Consider the following 20771-nt stretch of genomic DNA (forward strand, 5'->3'; position numbering starts at 1 on the left):
TTTTAATTGGGCTCCATGGCCATGGTCAGCATCAAGGACGTCGCCGCGCACGCCGGCGTCTCCCCCGGCACGGTCTCCAACGTACTGAACCGCCCCGGCAAAGTCGCCCCCGCCACCCGGGAGCGCGTCGAGGCGGCCATCAGCGAGCTGGGGTTCGTCCGGCACGGCTCGGCCTCGACCCTGCGCGCCGGCCACAGCAGGACGATCGGGCTCAGCGTGATCGACATCGGCAACCCGTTCTTCACCGAGGTCGCCGCCGGCGTCGAGGACGTCGCCAGCGAGCTGGGCTACGCCGTGATCCTCGGCAACTCGGCGGGCTCGCCCGACAAGGAGGACCGCAACCTGCGGGTGCTCTCCGAGCACCGGGTGCGCGGCGTGCTCATCACCCCCTCCGGCGAGGACCCGGCCCGGCTGGACCGGCTGCGCGAGCACGGCATCAGCGTGGTGCTCGTCGACCATCCCGCGCACCGGCCCGACCAGTGCGCGGTGGCCGTGGACGACGTGGCGGGCGGCCGGGCCGCCGTGGCGCACCTGCTGGCCGGGGGCGCGCGCGAGATCGCCTGCATCACCGGCCCGCTGACCATCCGCCAGTGCGTGGAGCGCCGCGAGGGCGCCAAGGAGGCGCTGCGCGGCGCCGGGCTCGACCCGGCCGGGCTGCGCGTGGTGGAGGCGGTCACGATGACCGCCCGCGCGGGCGAGAAGGCCGCCGCCGAGCTGCTGGCCGGGCCGCTGCCCGAGGCCGTCTTCTGCGCCAACGACCTGCTCGCGCTCGGCGTGCTGCGGGCGCTGCTGCGGGCCGGCGTGCGGGTGCCCGAGGACGTCGCGCTGATCGGCTACGACGACATCGACTTCGCCGCCGCCTCGACGGTGTCGCTGAGCTCGATGCGGCAGCCGACGTACCAGCTCGGGCGCATCGCCACCGAGCTGCTCCTGGACGAGTGCGACAACCCCGACACGCACGCCCATCAGCACATCATGTTCCAGCCGGAGCTGGTCGCGAGGGAGTCGACGCAATGACCCGCCGTTTCGCCGCCGTGGACCTCGGGGCCTCCAGCGGCCGGGTGATGCTGGCCGACCTGTCGGACGGCATCACGCTGACCGAGGCCCGCCGCTTCCCCAACGGCCCGGTCCGGGTGGCCGGCCGCCTGCACTGGGACATCCTCGGCCTGTACCGGGAGATCCTGGCCGGACTGCGCGAGGCCGGGCCGGTCGCCTCCGTCGGCGTCGACTCCTGGGCGGTCGACTACGGGCTGCTCGACGAGCGCGGCACGCTGCTCGGCAACCCCGTGCACTACCGCGACGAGCGCACGGCGGGCGTGGCCGAGCGGGTGGCCGCGCGGCTCGGCGCGGAGACCCTGTACGAGACCAACGGCCTGCAGGTGCTGCCGTTCAACACCGTCTACCAGCTCCTCGCCGACCGGCTCGACGGCGCGGCCACCATGCTGCTCATCCCCGACCTGCTCGGCTACTGGCTGACCGGCGAGATCGGCGCGGAGGTCACCAACGCCTCCACCACGGGCCTGCTCGACGTGCGCACCAGGACGTGGGCGGCGCCGCTGATCGAGCGGCTGGGCCTGCCCGCGCGGCTGTTCCCGCCGCTGCGGCAGCCGGGCGAGGCGATCGGCGCGCTGCGCCCCGACGTGGCGGCCGAGCTCGGCTGGTCGGCCCCGGTGCGGGCGGTGGGCTCGCACGACACGGCCTCGGCCGTGGCCGCCGTGCCCGCGAGCGGCCCCGCCTTCGCCTACGTCTCGTGCGGCACCTGGTCGCTCGCCGGGGTGGAGCTGCCGGAGCCGGTGCTGACGCCCGAGAGCCGGGCCGCGAACTTCACCAACGAGGCCGGCGTCGACGGCACCGTCCGCTACCTGCGCAACGTCATGGGCCTGTGGCTGCTGCAGGAGTGCCTGCGCGGCTGGCCCGGCGCCGACCTCGGCGACCTGCTGAAGGCCGCGGCCGGCGAGCGGCCGTTCGCCGCCGTGGTCAACCCGGACGAGCCGGTGTTCCTGCCGCCGGGCGACATGCCGGCCAGGATCGCCGCCGAGTGCCGCCGCACCGGCCAGGCCCCGCCGGAGGGCGAGGCCGGCTACGTGCGGTGCGTGCTGGAGAGCCTGGCGCTCGGCCACCGGCGGGCGGTGCGGCAGGCGATGGAGCTGTCGGGGCACGAGGTCGAGGTCGTCCACCTGGTGGGCGGCGGCTCGCGCAACGAGCTGCTGTGCCAGTGGACCGCCGACGCCTGCGGGCTGCCGGTGGTGGCCGGCCCGGCGGAGGCCACCACGTTCGGCAACGTGCTGGTGCAGGCGCGCGCGGCCGGGCTGGTGTCCGGGCCGGCCGAGATGCGGGCGCTGGTGGCCGCGGCCGAGCCGCTGCGCCGCTACGAGCCCGCGGGCGACCCCCGCGCCTGGGACGAGGCCGCCGCCCGGGTGTTCTGACCTGGTTTCCGGCTCAGGAGGCCCGGGCAGGAGTCGAGGGCGGAGCCATCGGGGGCTCCGGCGAGCGGAGCGTGATCGGGCATGAGCAAGAAGGTCGTCGAGTACCTGCCGTTCCTCGGCATCGTGCTGGCCGTGTGCACGGCGTCGTGGCTGGCGGGGCGCACCCTTCAGCCGCCGGTCAAGGTCCGGCGCTAGGAGCCGAGGCCGTACGATCAAGCAATGACCGAAAAGACCGAAACGACGCCCGCCTGGCTGTCACCGGAAGAGCTGGAGTCGGTACGCGGCCGGATGCCGATCCTCTACGTCGACGCCGTCCCGGTGCGGGTGAACGAGAGCGGCGTGGTCACCCACGTCGGCCTGCTGCTGCGCATCGCGTCGGACGGGACGGTCAGCAGGGCGCTCGTCTCGGGGCGGGTGCTGCACCACGAGCGGGTGCGCGACGCGCTGCTGCGCCACCTGGAGAAGGACCTCGGGCCGGTGGCGCTGCCGCAGATCCCGGTCTCGCCGCAGCCGTTCACCGTGGCCGAGTACTTCCCGACGCCGGGGGTCACGCCCTACCACGACCCTCGGCAGCACGCCGTGTCGCTGGCCTACATCGTGCCGGTCGCGGGCGACTGCCGGCCCCGTCAGGACGCCCTCGACCTGGTGTGGTTCACGCCCGAGGAGGCGGCCTCGGCGGCGGTGCAGCAGGAGATGACCGGCGGCCAGGGAGTGCTGCTCAAGCAGGCCCTCGCGCACGTCGGCCGGCTCGGCTGAGGGGCGTCGCGGCCGGGCGGTGCCGGGCGCCGGCTCACGGGCGGGCGGCGCCCTCGCGCACCCAGCGGTAGAGCGGGTCGCCGGGGCAGGAGGTCTCGTAGCCGTCGCGGTGGCCCTTGACCTCGTCGCCGGCGTCGCCGTGCTCGCGGAGGTATTCGATGGCGTCGACCAGCGCGTTGAGCAGGTCGTCGTTGGGCTCGGTGAAGCCGGAGTCGCCGAGCAGCGCGAGCACCGCGTAGTGCTCGGAGTTGAGGCCGGCGCCGTTGGCGGCGGGCAGGTGGTGCGGCCCCCGGCCGACGAACAGGTGGCGGTGGGGGCAGCACACCATGTTGTAGCCGATGTCGATGTAGCGCTCGCCCCGCCCGCCCGCCATGTGCATGCGCTGGATGTCGCGTACGAGGTCGAGGCAGCGGTCGTGGTTCCCCGGCTCGGGCAGGTCGGCGGGCACCTTGCCGCCCGTGTAGTGGATCTTCACGCCTCTGGTGGAGGACAGGCGGGTGTAGGCCGCGGTGGGCTTCTTCGCGTGCCACTCCCCCCGGGTGATGAGCTCCATGGGTTCCCTCCTGGTCTGCTGTCGTCAACCCGTACAGTGTCAACTTTCCGTAGTTGACCTGTCACAACCTGTCACTATGGTGACGTACAGCTAACGCGGCGGGTCAACGGGCGGCCAGGGCGCTCCTGCCGTGCGCGCGGCGGAAGAGCTGCGTGCGGCCGAGCGCCCGGAACGCGGCGCGGGCCACCAGGCGCTCGCGGCCGGCGGCGGGCAGCGGGAAGCCGACCGAGATCGCCATGCCCGGCTCGACCCGGCGCACCTTGCTCGCGCGGGCCTGACGGGCGCCGTCCAGGCCCAGCACGACGTCGTCCCAGGGCACGGCCGAGCCGTTCTCCAGGGTCACCACGACCTCGTCGCCGGCGACCTCGCTGCGCAGCCCGTACGGCAGGCGCGGGTCGGGCCCGATGGCGGAGTCGAGCGTGGCCATCAGCTCCTCGGCCAGCTCGGGCCGCTCGGCGGCCAGGTCGTGCGCCTCGCCGCGGTCGGTGGACAGGTCGTACAGCTCGACCCGCCCCTCGGGCCCGGCGCCGGAGATGTGCGGCTCGAAGCGCACGGCCTTCCACCGGCCGCGGCGGATGGCCTGGGCCTTGCGCGGCCGGTTCCAGATCAGGAACTCGTGCCTGGGCGCGCCCGCGCCGCTGAGCAGGCCGCGGTAGGAGACGCCGTCGAGGTTGGCGGGGACCGGCACCCCGGCCAGGTCGGCCAGCGTGGGCAGCAGGTCCCAGCCGGCCACGGGCCGGCGCACCACGCGCGGGCGCAGCCGCGGCGACCAGGCGATCAGCGGGACGCGGATGCCGCCCTCGTACACGTCGCGCTTGTCGGCCCGCCAGGGGCCGTTGGAGTCGAACAGCCAGGGCGTCACGCCCTTCTCCCGGTGGGGGCCGTTGTCGCTGGTGAACAGCACCAGCGTGTGCTCGGCCTGCCCCGTCTCGCGCAGCGTGCGCAGCAGCGTGGCGACGTCGGCGTCGAGGCGGGAGACCTGGGCCGCGTGCCGCCGGTTGGCCCTGGTCCAGGGCTCGCGCTCGTAGACGCCGGCGGTGCCGGGCACCTCGCTCGGCGAGTGCGGCAGGTTCGTCGGGTAGTACAGCAGGTACGGCCGGTCGCGGTCGCGCTGCTCCCTGATGAAGGCGACGGCCCGCTCGCGGAACAGGTCGGGCGCGTACTGCCGGCCGTCGAGCCGCACCTTCTCGCCGTTGTGCCACAGGTACTTCGGGAAGTACTGGTGGGCGTGCCGGTGGCCGATGTAGCCGAAGAACTCCTCGAAGCCGCGCTCGTTCGGGTGCGAGGGCTGCCCGGCCTGCTCGGGGCCGAAGCCCCACTTGCCGAAGCAGGCGGTGCGGTAGCCCGAGAGCTGCAGCAGCTCGCCGAAGGTGAGGTCGGCGGCGGTGAGCGCGTGCTGGGGGCCGCCCTCGGGGTTCTCGCGGACGGTGCCGTGCCCGGCGTGCAGCCCGGTGAGCATCGCGCAGCGGGCGGGGGCGCACAGCGGCGCCCCCGAGTACGCGTCGGTGAACCGCACGCCCTCGGCCGCCATCCGGTCCAGGTTCGGCGTCCTGATCAGGCGCTGGCCGTAGCTGCCGAGCTCGCCCCACCCCAGGTCGTCGGCGAGGATGACGACGATGTTGGGACGGAACGGCAGGCCGGTGCCGGCCTCGGCGGGCGAGGACAGCGCGGCGGGCGCGGCGAGGCCGGTGAAGGTTCCGGCGAGGGTTCCGGCGAGGAGAGCACGGCGGGAGGGCCCGTTGATCACGAACGGCAACATATCGGAGCCCGAGGCCTATGGAGGGCAAACAGGGGGCGAACTTCGTCACAGACTCGCAACCGTCACCGTGCGGCGAGCCGTCACCTCAGCGCAGGTAATCCCACTTCCGGCAGATGTCGTGCAGCTCCGGCGGCACCTCGCCGGGCGTGGGCAGCGGGCGCCCGGCGACGACGGTCCCGGAGCGGATCTTGTCGCGCCAGTCGCCGATGCCCTTGACGAAGCCGCCGTGGTCCTTGCCGCCGTAGTGGAGCATGCCCGGCTCCCACTCGACGCCCAGGTGCCGGCACAGCCTGCGCAGCTCGGCCTCGGGGTCGGCGACCAGCGACTCGTAGCGCACGGTCAGCCCCTCCAGGTGGGTGCGCGCCTCCTCCAGGTACGTCATGTAGCTGAGCGTGCGCGGCACCGCCTCGCTCATCGGCCGCTTGACCGGGTCCGCCTCGTGCCAGGACTGCACGATCGACATCGGGTGGCGCAGCAGGAAGACGAAGCGGGCGTCCGGCCAGCAGGCGGCCAGCCGCCTCCAGACGAACACGTTGCTCGGCGTCTTCTCCACCAGCACCGGCTTGCCGCTGCGGGCCAGCTCGCGGTGCAGCACCCGGTCCCAGACGAGGTGCTCCAGGTCGCTGTGGGTGTGGCCGAGCAGCTCCATGGCCTGGCGGACCGGGTCGGTGCCGAGGCCGACCGTGATGCGCCGGAAGTGCGTCTCGATCGGCGAGTGCACCTGGGAGTGGCTGTTCAGCATCACGCGCAGCAGCGTCGAGCCCGAGCGCACGGACGACAGCAGGAAGACGGGCTCGCGCAGCAGCCGGTCGTGCGCCGGGTCCACCGGAGGCCGTACCGCGTCGCCGGGCAGGCGTTGCAGCTCCAGCGGCACCTTCGGCGGTGGCGGCGGCTTCGGCGGCTCCTTCCGCAGCCGTCGGGTCAGGGTGTATCCGGTCAGGCCCTCTAGCGTCGCGTTGGCCCGGTACTTCCAGCTCATGGGCTCACAAGGTAGAGACGGCCCGTGAACCCCAGGTGAATCCGGCCTGTGAACCTGGCGCCGGATCAGCCCCTTTTGACCACCCGGGCGTGCACCACCGCGTACGTGTCGCGCAGCGCCTGCATCGACTCGTCGTAGCTGGCCTGGGCGACGCCGGTGAACAGGCAGTCGACCACCATGAGCTGGGCGATGCGGCTGCCGAGCGCGCCGGAGCGGAACTTGGTCTCCCTGGCGGCCGTGGTGAGCGTCACGTCGGCGGCCCGGGCCAGCGGGGAGTCCAGGAAGTTCGTGATCGCGACGGTGGCGGCGCCCGACTTGCGGGCGATGGCCAGGAACTCGACGGTGTCGACGGTGGAGCCGCTGTGCGAGACCGCCACGGCGGCGCAGGTGCCGTCCAGGGTGGCCGCCGAGGTCCACGCCGAGTGGGCGTCGTGCCAGTTGATCGCGGTGCGGCCGATGCGGACGAGCTTCTGCTGCAGGTCGAGGCCGACCAGCGCGCTGGCGCCGACGCCGAAGGTGTCGATGCGGCGCGCGGCCCCGAGCAGCGCGACGGCGCGGGCCAGGGCGTCCATGTCGAGGGAGCGGGCGGTGTCGGCGATGGACAGCGTCTCGTTCATGGCGACCTTGGAGACGATGCCGGCCAGGCTGTCGTGCCGGTCGATGTCGCCGGCCGCCTCGGGCATGCCGGAGGTGGCCAGCTCCTCCCTGGCGTGGGCCCGGGTCAGGTCGATGGTGAAGTCCTTGTAGTGGGCGTAGCCCATGCGCCGGTAGAAGCGCACGACCGAGGTGGTGGAGGTGGCGCAGCGGGCGGCCAGGTCGGCGATGGACAGGTTGGCCGCGCCGGCGGGGTCGGCGGCGAACGCCTCGGCGATGCGCCGCTCGGACGGCCGCAGCGCGGGCATGGCCGCGCGGATGCGGATCAGCAGGGTCCCGGCGTCCTCGGCCATCGTCAACCATCCCCGGTCAGGAAAAGAAAATACCCTGGTGGTAGGGTCTGCGTAATTTTATGACCTGATTTTACGATCACTGCCCTGAGGAGGCCACATGCCCCGTGGCACGCTCTCCGCGGCCGCCCTCGCCGCGACGCTGTCCCTAGCCCTCACCAGCTGCTCGTCCTCCTCCGGGCCCGCCCCCAGCGCCGGCGCGACCGGCGCGGGCGGCGGCAAGGGGCTGGTGGTCGGCGTCACCTCCGACCCCGACACCCTCTTCCCCTGGAAGGCCACCCAGTTCCAGGCCGTCAACGTGCTGCAGAACCTGTACGGCACGCTCACCGAGTTCGACAAGGACCTCAACGTCGTGCCCGGGCTCGCCGAGTCGTGGCGGGCCTCCGACGACGGCAGGACGCTGACGCTGAAGCTGCGCCAGGGCGTCATGTTCGCCGACGGCAGCGCGTTCGACTCCAAGGACGTGAAGTCCTCCCTCGACAAGATCATGGACGAGGCCACCGCCGCCGTGGCGCGGACCTCGCTGGCGTCGGTGAAGTCGGTCGAGGCCCCCGACGCGGGGACGGTGGTGCTGAAGCTGTCCGGCCCCGACGCCGCGCTGCCCGCCAACCTGGCCACGGTCAACATGGCGATGCTCTCCTCCGACGACACCGAGGAGAAGCTGAACGGCACCCCCAACGGCACCGGCCCGTTCACGCTGGGCAAGCGGGTGCCGAGCCAGTCCCTCACCCTGACCAGGAACGACAAGTACTGGGGCGCGGAGAAGCCGAAGGCGCCGACGGTCGAGTTCCGGGTGATCCCCGACGAGTCGTCCATCGTCTCGGCCATGCAGTCGGGCAACGTGCAGCTCGCGGTCTTCAACGACCCGCTGGTGGCGCAGACCGCGGCGGGCGGCGGCACGATCACCGTCGCCAAGACGCCGCAGCTCAACTACCACGTGCTCCAGCTCAACGCGCGCCGCGGCGAGCTGAAGGACGTCAACGTGCGGCTGGCGATGCAGTGCGCCATCGACCGCAAGCAGGTGCTCGACACCGCCGCGCTCGGCGAGGGCGAGGTGACCGGTCCGATCACCGCGCCCGCCTTCAAGTCGGACCCGGGCAAGCGCCCCTGCCCGGCCCGCGACCTGGCCAAGGCCGCCGAGTACCTGGGCAAGGCGGGCAAGGCCGGCGGGGTGACGGTCAAGGCCATCGTCTCGCAGGGCGAGTACGCCACCTCCGTCAACGAGGCCCAGAACCTCAAGGCCCAGCTCGCCGAGGCCAAGATCAACCTGGAGCTGGAGGTGCTGGAGTCCGGCGCGTTCGTGGACCGCTGGGTGGCGGCCGACTTCGACGCGGCGGTCGCGCTCAACGGCGGCCGTCCCGACCCCGACGGCTCCTACGGCCGCTACTTCACCAGCGACGGCAACCTCAACAAGGTCGCCGGCTACAGCTCCCCCACGCTGGACAAGCTGTTCGCCGAGGGCAAGGCCACCACCGACCAGGCCGCCCGCAAGGCGATCTACGACCAGGTGGCCGCCGAGCTGGAGAACAACGCGGCCTGGATCTGGCTGTTCGCCGGCTACACCTACACCGCGACGACGGCGGGCGTGCAGGGCTTCACGCCGATGGCCAACGGCTCGCTGCAGTCGCTGCGCGCCACGTCCGTCTCCTGACATGCGCGCCCTCCTGCGGAACCGGCTCGCCCGGCGGGCGGCGGGCACCGCCGGCACCCTGTTCGGGGTGGCGGTGTTCGTGTTCGTCATGCTCCGGGCGATCCCCGGCAACCAGATCACCGCGGGCCTCGGCACCGAGGCCGCCGCGCTGACCCCCGCCCAGCAGGCGGCGCTGGAGCGCTACTACGGGCTGGACCGGCCGCTGGTCGCGCAGTTCTTCGCCTGGCTCGGCAACATGTTCACCGGCAACTTCGGCTACTCGGCCCGCAACCAGCAGAGCGTGCTGGACCTGACGCTGCGCTCGCTGCCGGTGACGGCCGAGCTGGCGGTGTTGTCGATCGTACTGGCGCTGGCGATCGGGGTGCCGCTCGGCATGCTGGCCGCCTCCCGGGCGAACTCCGCGCGTGACGCGCTCGGGCAGGCGGTGAGCCTGGCGGGGTTGTCGATCCCGGCGTTCCTGCTGGCCACCACGCTGCTGTCGGTCTTCGCCGCGTCGTTCGGGTTCAACCCCAACGGTCAGGGCTTCGCCACCCTGGCCGAGGACCCGCTGCTCAACCTCCGGCAGATGCTCCTGCCCGCGCTCGTGCTCGGCTTCGGCATCGCCGCGCCGATCCTGCGCACCACCCGGGCGGCGGTGCTGGAGGTGCGCTCCGAGGACTTCGTGCGCACCGCGCGCGCCAAGGGCGTGCCGGAGCGGCGGCTGCAGGTGCGGCACGTGCTCGGCAACGCGCTCGTGCCCATCGTCACCATGACCGGCCTGCAGTTCGGCTACCTGCTGGGCGGCGCGGTCGTGGTCGAGCAGATCTTCTCGGTGCCCGGGATCGGGCGGCAGGTGCTGCTCGGCATCCAGCAGAAGGAGTACGCGGTGGTGCAGAGCACCGTGCTGGTGATCGCGCTGGCGTTCGTGCTGGTCAACCTGCTGACCGACGTGCTCTACCGGGTGATCGACCCGCGGGTGAGGGCGTCGTGAGCGCGCTCCGCAGGAGCCCCGTCCTGGTGGCGGGCGCGGCGGTGCTCGTGCTGCTGGCCGTGGTGGCGGCGCTGTCGTGGCTCGGGCTGCTGCCCTACGACCCGATCGCGCAGCGCCCGCCGGAGCGCTTCCTCGCGCCGTCGGGGACGCACCTGTTCGGCACCGACCAGTTCGGCCGGGACGTGTTCTCCCGGGTGGCGGCCGGGGTGGGCAACTCGGCGCTGATCGCGGTCGTCGCGGTGGCGTTCGCCACCGTGGCCGGCACGCTCGGCGGCCTGGTGGCCGGCTTCTACCGGGGCGTGGCCGACGGCGCGATCGGCGGGGTGACGAACGTGCTGTTCGCCTTCCCGCCGCTGCTGCTGGCGCTGTCGCTGGCGTCGGTGCTGGAGCGCACCTGGTTCACCGTGGCCGTCGCCATCGCCATCGTGTACGTGCCGATCTTCATCCGCGTCACCCGCGGCCCCGTGCTGTCGCTGCGCGAGATCGAGTACGTGAAGGCGGCCGTGGCGACCGGCCAGAGCCGGGGCCAGATCATGTTCCGGCACGTGCTGCCCAACATCACCTCCATCGTCGTCATCCAGGTCGCGCTCTCGCTGTCCTGGGCGGTGCTGACCGAGGCGTCGCTGAGCTTCCTGGGGCTCGGCACCCCGCCGCCCGCGCCGTCGCTCGGCTCGATGATCTTCGAGGCGCGCAGCCTGGTGTTCGTGGCCCCCTGGACGCTGATCGCGCCGGGCGCGGTCGTCGTGCTGCTGGTGGTGGGGCTGAACCTGCTCGGCGACGGCCTGCGCGACACTCTCGACCCGCGGAACCGAGGCAAGCGGTGAATCTCTCACAACTGACGACAGAAGCGGCCGACCCTCGCTTCTCCGGCATCGACACGATGAGCGTGGCGGAGCTGGCGGCCACCATGAACGCGGCCGACGCCGACGTGCCCGCCGCCGTGGCGCGGGCGCTGCCGCAGATCACCGCCGCCATCGAGGCGGCGGCCGAGCGCATGCAGCGCGGCGGGCGGCTGGTGTACGTGGGGGCGGGCACGCCGGGACGGCTCGGCGTGCTGGACGCCTCGGAGTGCCCGCCGACGTTCGGCACGCCGCCCGAGCAGGTGTTCGCGATCATCGCGGGCGGCGCGCGGGCGATCGTCTCGCCCTGCGAGGGCGCCGAGGACGACGAGCGGGCCGGGGCCGCCGCCGTGGACGCGGCCGGGATCGGCCCCCTGGACACCGTCGTCGGGATCGCCTCCAGCGGGCGGACGCCGTACGTGGTGGCGGCGGTGCGGCGGGCGGCCGAGCGCGGCGCGCTGACCGTGGGCCTGGCCTGCAACGCCGGCACGCCGCTCGGCGAGACGGCCGAGCACGCGATCGAGGTGCTGGTCGGGCCCGAGGTGATCAGCGGCTCGACCCGGCTGAAGGCGGGCACGGCGCAGAAGCTCGTGCTCAACATGTTCTCGACCATCGTCATGGTCCGGCTCGGCAAGACGTACGGGAACCTGATGGTGGACGTGAAGGCCAGCAACGGCAAGCTGCGCGACCGGGCGGTGCGCATCGTGCGGACGATCACCGGGGCCGGCCGCGCCGAGGCGCTGTCGGTGCTGCGGCAGAACGGGTTCAACGTCAAGCAGGCGGTGGTCGCCTCGCGCTTCGACCTGACGCCCCAGGAGGCCGCGGCGCGGCTGGCGGGGGCCGGCGGGCGGCTGCGGGCGGCTCTGGGGGAGCGGGCATGAGGGTTCTCGGGATGATCTCCGGCACGTCCCACGACGGCATCGACGTCGCCGTCGTGGACTTCACGCGGGAGGGCGACGCGCTGCGCGGCCGGGTGGGGCACACGGCGAGCACGCCGTACCCGGCGGAGCTGCGGGCCAGGCTGCTCGCGGCGCTGCCGCCCGCGCCGGCGACGCTGGCCGAGGTGTGCGTGCTGGACACGCTCATCGGGCAGAGCTTCGCCGAGGCCGCGGCGGCGGCGATCGCGGCCGGCGGGCCGGTCGACCTGATCGTCTCGCACGGGCAGACCGTCTTCCACTGGGTGGAGGGCGCGCACGCGCGCGGCACGCTGCAGATCGGGCAGCCCGCGTGGATCGCCGAGCGGACCGGCGTGCCGGTGCTGTCGGACGTGCGCATCCGCGACATCACCGCGGGCGGCCACGGCGCGCCGCTCGTGTCGGTGCTGGACGGGCTGCTGCTGGGCGGCCTGGCGGGCGGCGCCGCCGCGCTCAACCTGGGCGGCATCGCCAACATGACCGTGCTGCGCGAGGGCCGGCTGCTCGCCCACGACATCGGCCCGGCCAACGCGCTCATCGACGCCGTGGTGACCGCCCGCGGGCTCGACCCGCGCGGCTACGACGCCGGCGGCGCGATCGCCGCCTCGGGGACGGTGCACCCCGGGCTGCTGGCGGCGCTGCTGGAGGAGCCCTACTACCGGCTGCCCGCGCCGAAGAGCACCGGCAAGGAGCTGTTCAACCTGGCGTACGTGACGGCCGCCCTGGCCGCGACCGGCCTGACCGGCCTGCCGGACGCCGACCTGGTGGCCACGCTCACCGAGCTGACCGTGCGGACCGTCGCCGCCGACGTGCGCGCGGCCGGGGTGGGCGCGCTGGTCGTCTCGGGCGGCGGCTGCCGCAACCCGGTCGTCATGGACGGCCTGCGGGCGGCGCTGCCCGGCGTGCGGGTGTCCCCCTCCGACGACTTCGGCGCTCCCGCCGACGACAAGGAGGCGATCGCGTTCGCGCTGATCGGCTGGCTGACCGCGCACGGACTGCCCGGCACCGTGCCCGGCGGGACGGGGGCCGCCGCGCCCCGCGTCCTCGGCACGCTGACGCCCGGCGCGGGCCCGCTGGTGCTGCCCGCCCCGGCCGCCGCGCCGCCCCGCTCCCTGGTGCTGACCCGATGAGCGGCGACCCGGCAGCCGCGGAGGCGCCGCCGGAGCCGCCGCCCGGCCTGGTCCTGGCGGCCCGTACGCCCTGGTTCGACCTCGACTCCTGCGACGGCCACCGCACCGTGGTGGTCCAGCAGGACGGGAGCCTGGCGGGCGACGCGCCCATGACGCCCGGCACCTTCCACGACCTGGCCTCGGTGACGAAGGCCGTGGCGACCACGACGGCGCTCATCCGGCTGGTGTCGGAGCGGCTGGTGGAGCTGGACGCGCCGCTGAGCGCGTACCTGCCGCACTCGTACGAGGCGATCACCGTGCGGGACCTGCTGCTGCACCGGGGCGGCCTGTGGGAGTGGTGGCCGCTCTACATCCAGGCCGACCTGCCGCCGCCGCGCTACCGTCCCGGCCGCGCCCGGCACTACTCCGACCTCGGCTTCGTCCTGCTCGGCCGGATCGTCTCGGCGGTCACCGGCCTGCGGCTGGACCGGGCCGTGGCCGAGCTGGTGACCCGGCCGCTCGGCCTGACCAGCACCACCTACGCCCGCCCCATGGGCACCGAGGTCGCCATGAGCGCCCTGGACGACCGGGTCGAGATGACCATGCTCGACACCGGCCGCCCGTACCCGGTGCCCTACCGCAGCGGCGACTTCGCCGGCTGGCGGCGCGGGCCGGTGCTCGGCGAGGTCGCCGACGGCAACGCCTTCCACGCCCTCGGCGGCGTCTCCGGGCACGCGGGGCTCTTCTCGACCGTGCCCGACCTGCTGAAGTACTGCCTGGCGATGTCCCGGTACGAGGAGCACGACCGGCTGTGGCGGCCGGCGACGGCCCGCGAGTTCTTCGCCCCCGGCCCCGACCCGGAGCAGGCGCTCGGGTTCCGCCGCTACGCGCTGGACCTGGCGGGCGAGACGGTGACCGTGCTCGGCCATCCGGGCTACGTCGGCTGCGCGATCGGCTTCGTCCCCGGCCGCGACGTGGCCCTGGTCGTGGCGAGCAACCGGCTGCTCGTCGCGGGCCGGCCGACGCCGGCCGACGACCTCTGGCACGGCCTGCTGCAGGCCGTCACGCGACAAGCGAGGAACGCATGACCCCGCTCCTGGAGATCCGCGACCTGTCGGTCGCCTTCCGCACCCGCAGGCAGGACGTCACCGCCGTGCGGAACGTCTCGATGCGGATCCTGCCCGGCCAGACCGTCGCGGTCGTCGGCGAGTCGGGCTCGGGCAAGACCACCACCGCGGCCGCCGTCAACCGGCTGCTGCCCGACAACGCCCGCATCACCTCGGGCGAGATCCTGTTCGAGGGCCGCGACCTGGTGCGGGCGAGCCGCAGGGAGCTGACGGCGATCCGCGGCGCGGGCATCGGCCTGGTCCCCCAGGACCCGATGTCGAACCTGAACCCGCTGCTGAAGGTCGGCGACCAGATCGCCGAGGCCCTGGAGGTGCACGGCGTGGCCACCGGGAGAGCCGCCCGGGCGCGGGTGCTGGAGCTGCTGGACCTGGTCGGCATCCCCGACCCGGAGCGGCGGACCGGGCAGTACCCGCACGAGTTCTCCGGCGGCATGCGGCAGCGCGCGCTCATCGCCATGGGGCTGGCCTGCCGGCCCCGGCTGCTCATCGCCGACGAGCCCACCTCGGCGCTGGACGTGACCGTGCAGCGGCGCATCCTCGACCAGCTCGCCGCGCTCACGGCGGAGATGGGCACGGCGGTGTTCCTCATCACGCACGACCTGGCGCTCGCCGCCGAGCGGGCGGACGTGGTGGCCGTCATGTACCAGGGGGAGATCGTCGAGACCGGGCCGGCGGCGGAGATCCTGGCCGCGCCCGGCCACGACTACACCAGGCGGCTGCTGGGCGCGGTGCCGAGCCTGTCGTCGGTGCGGGTGACCGAGCTGCCCGGCCCGCCGCCCGCCGACCTGCTGGTGGTGGAGGGGCTGCGCAAGGTGTTCCCGCTGCGCGGCACCGGCGAGGAGCTGACCGCGGTGGACGAGGTGTCCTTCCGCGTCCCGCGCGGGCGTACGGTGGCGATCGTGGGCGAGTCGGGCTCCGGCAAGTCCACCACCGCGAACCTGGTGCTCGGGCTGGAGCCGCCGACGGCCGGCAGCATCCGCTTCGACGGCACCGAGCTGGCCGGGCTGGGGCGGCGCGAGCTGTTCGCCTTCCGCCGGCGCGTGCAGCCGGTCTTCCAGAACCCGTACGCCTCGCTCGACCCGCGCTACACCGTCGAGAAGTCGATCACCGAGCCGCTGCGGGTGCACGGCGTCGGCAGCGCGGCCGAGCGCCGCAGGGCCGCCGCCGGGCTGCTGGAGCAGGTGTCGCTGCCGGCGTCGCTGGGCGAGCGGCTGCCGCACGAGCTGTCCGGCGGCCAGCGGCAGCGGGTGGCGATCGCCCGCGCCCTCGCCCTGTCGCCGGAGCTGGTGGTGCTGGACGAGGCGGTCTCGGCGCTGGACGTGCTCGTGCAGGCGCAGATCCTGGAGCTGCTCGGCGAGCTGCAGCGCGAGCTGGGGCTCAGCTACCTGTTCATCAGCCACGACCTGGCCGTGGTGCGGATGATCTCGCACGAGGTGCACGTGATGCGGCGCGGCCGGATCGTGGAGAGCGGCACGACCGGCGAGATCTTCGACCGCCCGGCCGACGGCTACACCCGCGAGCTCCTGGCCGCCATCCCCGGCGGGACCGCTCCCCCGGCCTGACGCCCTGGCCGGCGGCTTCCGGTAGGGCTGGCCCTACCCCCGATCGGGCCGTACGCGGGATCGAGCCGGCCGGGCCGCCGCCCGTAGCGTGAGCGTCATGACGACCCTCCGGCACCGCGTCGCCGCGGACACCCGCTACACCCTGCTCGGCCTGCCCACGGCCACGATCCACTTCACCGTCGCCGTCGCCGGGCTGTCGGCCGGGCTCGGCTCGGCCGTCGCCCTCGTCGGCCTGCCGATCCTGGCCGGGGCCGCCCTCGCGGCCAGGAGCCTCGCCGACGCCGAGCGGGCCGCGCTGCCCGGCGTGCTCGGCCACCCGGTCGGCCGCCCCCGCTACGCGCCGCCCCCGCCGGGCGCGGGACCAGTGCGCCGGCTGCTCAACCCGCTCGCGAGCGGGCAGGCGTGGCTGGACCTGCTGCACGGCATCGTCGCCTTCCCGTTCGCGCTGGCCTCGTTCGTGCTGGCCGCCGTCTGGTGGGCGGGCGCCGTCGCCGGTCTGGCCTTCCCGCTGTACGGCTGGGTCGTCGCCCGCATCCCGGGCGTCGAGCCGCCGCTGGCCGACTGGCTCGGCGTGCCGTCCTGGCTGGCCACGAGCGACCTGTTCTTCGTGCTCGTCAACACCGGGGTGGGCGTGCTGTTCGCGCTCACGCTGCCGGTCGTGCTGCGGACGGCCGCCCTGCTCAGGGCCGGGGTCTCCCAGGCGCTGCTGACCCGCGCACCCGAGCCGGAGCCCGCCGCCTTCCCGCACGGGAGGACGCTCTCCGCGGCGACGCGATAGCCTTCCCTATCCGATCTTTCGGGTCTCACGGTCCCGCCGCGGGACGGAAGGATGAAGATGCCGCAGAAAGGACTCTCGCTCCCCGAGTTCACCGCCCTGCTGGTGCTGGCCGTCGAGGCCCGCGAGGTCTCCAACGCCGAGCTGCGGGAGCGGCACCGGCTCAGCATCGACGGCGCCAGGCGGCGCAGGCTCAACGAGCTGAAGCTGGTCGACAGCCGCCGGGAGGGGCGCGGGTACCTGCACCTGCTCACCGACTCCGGCTGGGCCCGGCTGCAGGCGGACCTGCGGGCGGGCGAGCTGCCGCCGCAGCACGGCTCCAGCGGCGCGATCGCGCGGGCCCTGCTCGGCTGGCTGCCGCGCTACCTGGCGCGGACGGACCAGCGGCTCGCCGACGTCTTCCAGCCCGACGACCTGCCCGGCGACCTGCCCGGCGACCTGCCCGGCGACGGGGAGCCCGGGGAGCCAGGGGAGCCGCTGGAGGACCGCATCCGGCGGGCCTACGCCGCACTGGCCGGGCCGGGCGCAGGGTGGGTGAGCCTGACCCGGCTGCGGCCGCTGCTCGGCGCCGCGCCCCGGGCCGAGGTGGACGCGGCGCTCGCCCGGATGGAACGCCTGCCCGGCGTCGACCTCGTCCCCGAGTCCAACCAGAAGACCCTCACCGCCGCCGACCGCGAGGCGGCCGTCGTCGTCGGCAACCAGGCCAAGCACCTGCTCTGGATCGGCGCCGCATGACCGCCGTCCTCGGGGTGGACGCCCTCGCGGCGCTGCGCATCAACTACACCGAGAGCGCCGACGACGTCTGGCGCCCCTCCGCCTTCCACGTCGAGGGCCTGCACCCCGACCCGGCCCGCGCCCTGCTCGCCGCGCTGGCCGAGACCGCCGCCACGCCGGACGCCAGCCCGATCGGCGTCGTACTGCAGGGCCAGCGCGGCACCGGCAAGACCCACCTGCTGGGCTGGCTGCGCGAGCAGACGCGGCGCGCGGGCGGCTGCTTCGTGCTGGTCGGCCTGCTGAGCGCCAGGGACTTCTGGGAGAGCGTGGTCGTCTCCCTCCTCGACAGCCTGGCCCGCGAGGACGAGGACGGCCTCAGCCAGCGCACGGTGTTCCTGTCCCGCCTGGCCGCCTCGGCCGGGCTGTCGCGCATGGCGCGGCGGGCCGTCTGCGGCAAGCGGCCGGTCACCCGCGAGGAGCTGGACGCCTTCATCGCCGCCCTGCGCCGCCTCGACCGGCACGTCGGCGGCCAGGCCCAGGACACCGCGCGGGCGCTGGTGCTGCTGGCCGCCGAGGACCAGGCGCTGCAGGACCTCGGCGAGGCGTTCCTGTCGTCCGCGCCGGAGGAGGAGCCGGGCGAGCGCGCCCGCTGGGGCATCCGCCAGGTCCACCGCACCCCGCAGGAGATCGTCAGGGACGTCTCGCGGCTGCTCGCCCTCACCGGCCCCACGGTCGTCGCGATCGACCAGATCGACCCGCTCGTCGCCCAGTCCTCGACGGCCACCGCCCACGACCCGGTCCGCTCGCTGCGGGAACGGCTCACCGTCGAGCGCGTCGCGGGCGGCCTCATGGACCTGCGCGAGGTCGCCAGGCGCACGCTGACCGTCGTCTCGTGCCTGCCGGCCACCTGGTCGCTGGTGGAGAACGTGGCGGTGGACACCGTCCAGGACCGCTTCAGGCGGCCGGTGCGGCTGATGACGATGACCGAGCCGGAGACCGCCCGGCGGCTGGTGGCCCGGCGATTCGAGGTCCTGTACGAGGCGGCCGGCATCAAGCCGCCGCACCCGACGTGGCCGGTGCTGCCGGCGGCGTTCGAGCAGGCTCCCGGGTTCACGCCCCGGCAGTTGCTCGTCGAGATCGACCGGCACGTGCAGGGCTGCCTGCGCGACGGCGTGGTCAGGGAGCTGGAGCGCTTCCTCGACGAGCCGGCCGCGCCGCCGCCCCCGCCCGCCGGGGCCGCCGGGCTGGACGCCCTCGACGCCCGCTACGCGCGGCTGCGCGAGGCCGCCGCGGTGCCGGAGCCGGACGCCTTCACCGAGGACGCCGTCATGCCGGGGCTGCTCGCGGCCGGGCTGTCGGCGTGGGTGCGCGAGCAGGGGGCGGCCGGGGCGGCGTTCGGGGTGGACCCGCCGCCGAGCGCCAAGCCGCCGCTGCACGCCCGGCTGCGCCGCACCCTGGACGAGGGCAGGGAGGACGAGATCCACTGGGCCTTCCGCGCGGTCACCGCCGAGCACGGCAACGCGGCGCTGAACCGGGTGCGCAAGGCGTGCGTGGCGGCGGGGCTGGACGCGGAGGTGCCGAAGCGGCGGCTGTTCCTGCTGCGCAACCGGCCGTGGTCCAAGGGGGCGGCGACACAGGAGGCGGTCGCGGCGTTCGAGCGGGCCGGGGGGCGGACGCTGGCGTACGGAGAGCGGGACCTCAAGGTGCTGGCGGCGCTCAAGGCGCTGCTGGCGGAGGAACCGCCGGGGCTCGCGGCCTGGCTGGCGGCCCGGCGGCCGACGTCCGAGGTGACGTTCCTGACCGAAGCCCTCACCGACGCCTCCCCGACCCCCCGCCCCGGTCCCCTCCCCGAGCCCCACCCCGCAGCCCGACCCGAGCCCCACCCCGCTTCTCTCCCCGAGGCCCCGGCCGAGGCACGGCCCGAAGCGCGGCCCGAGCCCCAGATCGAGGCGCAGCCCCCGGCTCGCCCCGGGGCGTCGGCCGGGGCGCGGCCCGAGCCCCGGCTCCAAGCCCAGGACGGGCCCAAGCCCGCAGCCCGGCCTGCGGCTCATCCCGAGGCGCGGCCGGAAGCGCGGCCCGAGGGCCAGGCCGGGGCGTGGATGGAGGGGACTCACGGAGTGGCGCCCAGGCCCAGGCCGGTAGGCGAGCCGGTGGGCAGCCCCGTAGATGGACCGGTGGGCGGGCCAGCGGGCGGCCCCGTAAGCGGGCCCGCAGGCGGGCCGGTGGATGGGCCCGTAGGCGAGCCCGCGGGTGGGCTCCTAGGCGGGCTGGCGAGTGGGCCCTTAGGTGGGCCGGTGGGGCCGTTGCCGACGCGGAGGCCGTCCGGGGCGCCGTCGGCGATCGCGCGGGCCGCGGCGGGACGTCCCCTGCGGCCCGCAGCGCCGACCGGAGCGCCGACCGCAGCGCCGGCCGCAACGTCGGCCGGGGGCGACGGGCCGGGGCCGCGGGTGCCGCTCGGAAGGCGCGCCGCCGACGGCCTGCCGCTGGGCGTGGACCTGGCCGCCCTGCGCAAGCACGTGACGATCTTCGCCGGTTCCGGCTCGGGCAAGACGGTGCTGATCCGCCGCCTGGTCGAGGAGTGCGCGCTGCTCGGCGTCCCCGCCATCGTGCTCGACGCGAACAACGACCTGGCCCGGCTGGGCGAGCCCTGGCCCGAGCCGCCGCCAGGCTGGCACGACGGCGACGCCGGCAAGGCGGCCGGCTACCTGTCGGGCACGGACGTGGTGGTCTGGACCCCGGGCCGCACCGGCGGCCGTCCGCTGAGCTTCCAGCCGCTGCCCGACCTGACCGCGCTGGCCGGCGACCCTGACGAGTTCGCCGCGGCGGTGGAGGCGGCGGCCGAGTTCCTGGTGCCGCGGCTCCGGCTGGCGGCCGGCACGGCCAAGGCGCAGCTCGGCCAGGCCGTCCTGCGCAGGGCGCTGGCCCATCACGGCCGGCGCGGCGCGACGAGCCTGAGGAGCCTGGCCGCGCTGCTGTCCGACCTGCCCGAGGGGGTGAGCGAGCTGGCCGACGCCCGCCGCATCGCCGCCGGTCTCGCCCAGACGCTGACCGCCGCCATGGACAACGACCCGCTGTTCGGCGGGGTGGGCGAGCCGGTGGACCCCGGCCTGCTGATCACCCCGCCCGAGGGCCGCCGGGCCCGCGTGTCGGTGATCAGCCTGGCCGGGCTGCCCGGGCTGGAGCAGCGGCAGAGCTTCGTGAGCCAGTTGCAGCGGGAGCTGTTCGTCTGGTTCAAGCGGCATCCGGTGCGGGACCGGCCGCTGGGGGCGCTGCTGGTAATGGACGAGGCGCAGACGTACGCGCCGGCCGTGGGCACGTCCGTCTCCACCCGCAGCACGCTGCTGCTGGCCTCGCAGGCCCGCAAGTACGGCCTCGGCCTGGTCTTCGCCACCCAGTCGCCCAAGGGCGTGCACAACCACATCCCGGGCAACTCGGCCACGCAGCTCTTCGGCCTGCTGAACGCCCCGATCCAGATCGCCGCCGCCCGGGACCTGGCGCGGGCCAAGGGCGGCGACGTGCCCGACGTGTCGCGGCTGCGCGCGGGCGAGTTCTACCTGGCGGCCGAGGGCGCGGCGATGACCAGGCTGCGCGCGCCGATGTGCCTGTCGTGGCATCCGCCCGCCCCGCTGACGACGGAGGAGGTCGTCGAGCGGAGCAGGCGGCAGCGCCCGGGGGCGGGCGGCTGAGCCGGGG

At 74.7% G+C, this 20771-nt stretch carries 17 protein-coding genes; 13 read left to right on the plus strand and 4 right to left on the minus strand.

Going from position 1 to position 20771, the window contains the following annotated elements:
- Window positions 1–15 precede the first annotated feature (15 nt).
- The 3 genes from MF672_RS23070 to MF672_RS23080 all read left to right on the plus strand — a co-directional run bounded on the left by MF672_RS23070 (window position 16) and on the right by MF672_RS23080 (window position 3182).
- Window positions 16–1017, plus strand: a complete 1002-nt coding sequence (locus MF672_RS23070; RefSeq protein ID WP_242371469.1) for a LacI family DNA-binding transcriptional regulator — start codon at window positions 16–18, stop codon at window positions 1015–1017.
- Entirely contained in the window at window positions 1014–2426 is a 1413-nt protein-coding gene (locus MF672_RS23075) for a rhamnulokinase (protein WP_242371467.1), read from the plus strand. The genes MF672_RS23070 and MF672_RS23075 overlap by 4 nt, the downstream gene beginning before the upstream one ends.
- Window positions 2427–2645: 219 nt before the next feature.
- Window positions 2646–3182: an NUDIX hydrolase family protein gene (locus tag MF672_RS23080; RefSeq protein WP_242371466.1), complete on the plus strand. Its 537-nt coding sequence runs from the start codon at window positions 2646–2648 to the stop codon at window positions 3180–3182.
- 34 nt (window positions 3183–3216) lie between these two features.
- Here MF672_RS23080 and MF672_RS23085 read toward each other — a convergent pair whose 3' ends face one another.
- The 4 genes from MF672_RS23085 to MF672_RS23100 form a co-directional block, all read right to left on the minus strand.
- The gene (locus MF672_RS23085; RefSeq protein WP_242371464.1) at window positions 3217–3735 is read right to left on the minus strand and encodes a peptidoglycan recognition protein family protein; all 519 of its coding nucleotides are present in this window, start codon (window positions 3733–3735) and stop codon (window positions 3217–3219) included.
- Window positions 3736–3838: 103 nt separating this feature from the next.
- Window positions 3839–5482 carry an arylsulfatase gene (locus MF672_RS23090; protein WP_242371463.1) on the minus strand — a complete coding sequence of 548 codons (1644 nt, stop codon included), beginning with the start codon at window positions 5480–5482 and terminating at the stop codon, window positions 3839–3841.
- A 97-nt stretch (window positions 5483–5579) separates the two neighbouring features.
- Window positions 5580–6473 (minus strand): sulfotransferase family protein, encoded by an 894-nt coding sequence (locus tag MF672_RS23095; protein ID WP_242371461.1) that lies wholly within the window; start codon window positions 6471–6473, stop codon window positions 5580–5582.
- A 65-nt stretch (window positions 6474–6538) separates the two neighbouring features.
- Window positions 6539–7420 carry a MurR/RpiR family transcriptional regulator gene (locus MF672_RS23100; RefSeq protein ID WP_242371459.1) on the minus strand — a complete coding sequence of 294 codons (882 nt, stop codon included), beginning with the start codon at window positions 7418–7420 and terminating at the stop codon, window positions 6539–6541.
- Window positions 7421–7517: 97 nt separating this feature from the next.
- Here MF672_RS23100 and MF672_RS23105 point away from each other — a divergent pair, with 97 nt between their 5' ends.
- The 10 genes from MF672_RS23105 (at window position 7518) to MF672_RS23150 (ending at window position 20764) form a co-directional block, all read left to right on the plus strand.
- A complete protein-coding gene (locus MF672_RS23105) occupies window positions 7518–9068 on the plus strand; it encodes an ABC transporter substrate-binding protein (RefSeq protein WP_242371458.1) in 1551 nt (516 codons plus the stop codon).
- Between the two features lies 1 nt (window position 9069).
- Window positions 9070–10038: an ABC transporter permease gene (locus MF672_RS23110; RefSeq protein ID WP_242371456.1), complete on the plus strand. Its 969-nt coding sequence runs from the start codon at window positions 9070–9072 to the stop codon at window positions 10036–10038.
- Complete coding sequence (locus MF672_RS23115; protein WP_242371454.1) at window positions 10035–10862, plus strand: ABC transporter permease; 828 nt, start codon at window positions 10035–10037, stop codon at window positions 10860–10862. The genes MF672_RS23110 and MF672_RS23115 overlap by 4 nt, the downstream gene beginning before the upstream one ends.
- Entirely contained in the window at window positions 10859–11758 is a 900-nt protein-coding gene (gene murQ, locus MF672_RS23120) for an N-acetylmuramic acid 6-phosphate etherase (RefSeq protein ID WP_242371452.1), read from the plus strand. The genes MF672_RS23115 and murQ overlap by 4 nt, the downstream gene beginning before the upstream one ends.
- The gene (locus MF672_RS23125) at window positions 11755–12921 is read left to right on the plus strand and encodes an anhydro-N-acetylmuramic acid kinase (protein ID WP_242371449.1); all 1167 of its coding nucleotides are present in this window, start codon (window positions 11755–11757) and stop codon (window positions 12919–12921) included. The genes murQ and MF672_RS23125 overlap by 4 nt, the downstream gene beginning before the upstream one ends.
- Window positions 12918–13988 (plus strand): serine hydrolase domain-containing protein, encoded by a 1071-nt coding sequence (locus MF672_RS23130; RefSeq protein WP_242371447.1) that lies wholly within the window; start codon window positions 12918–12920, stop codon window positions 13986–13988. Before MF672_RS23125 ends, MF672_RS23130 begins: the two co-directional genes overlap by 4 nt.
- Window positions 13985–15589, plus strand: coding sequence for an ABC transporter ATP-binding protein (locus tag MF672_RS23135; RefSeq protein ID WP_242371445.1), 1605 nt, complete (start codon window positions 13985–13987; stop codon window positions 15587–15589). Before MF672_RS23130 ends, MF672_RS23135 begins: the two co-directional genes overlap by 4 nt.
- Before the next feature lie 97 nt (window positions 15590–15686).
- Entirely contained in the window at window positions 15687–16367 is a 681-nt protein-coding gene (locus MF672_RS23140) for a sensor domain-containing protein (protein ID WP_242371443.1), read from the plus strand.
- A 57-nt stretch (window positions 16368–16424) separates the two neighbouring features.
- Entirely contained in the window at window positions 16425–17099 is a 675-nt protein-coding gene (locus MF672_RS23145) for a hypothetical protein (protein ID WP_242371441.1), read from the plus strand.
- Window positions 17096–20764 (plus strand): helicase HerA domain-containing protein, encoded by a 3669-nt coding sequence (locus MF672_RS23150; RefSeq protein WP_242371439.1) that lies wholly within the window; start codon window positions 17096–17098, stop codon window positions 20762–20764. Before MF672_RS23145 ends, MF672_RS23150 begins: the two co-directional genes overlap by 4 nt.
- The last annotated feature ends 7 nt before the right edge of the window (window positions 20765–20771 follow it).

Origin of the sequence: Actinomadura luzonensis (assembly GCF_022664455.2) — a bacterium.
GTDB lineage: Bacteria > Actinomycetota > Actinomycetes > Streptosporangiales > Streptosporangiaceae > Nonomuraea > Nonomuraea luzonensis.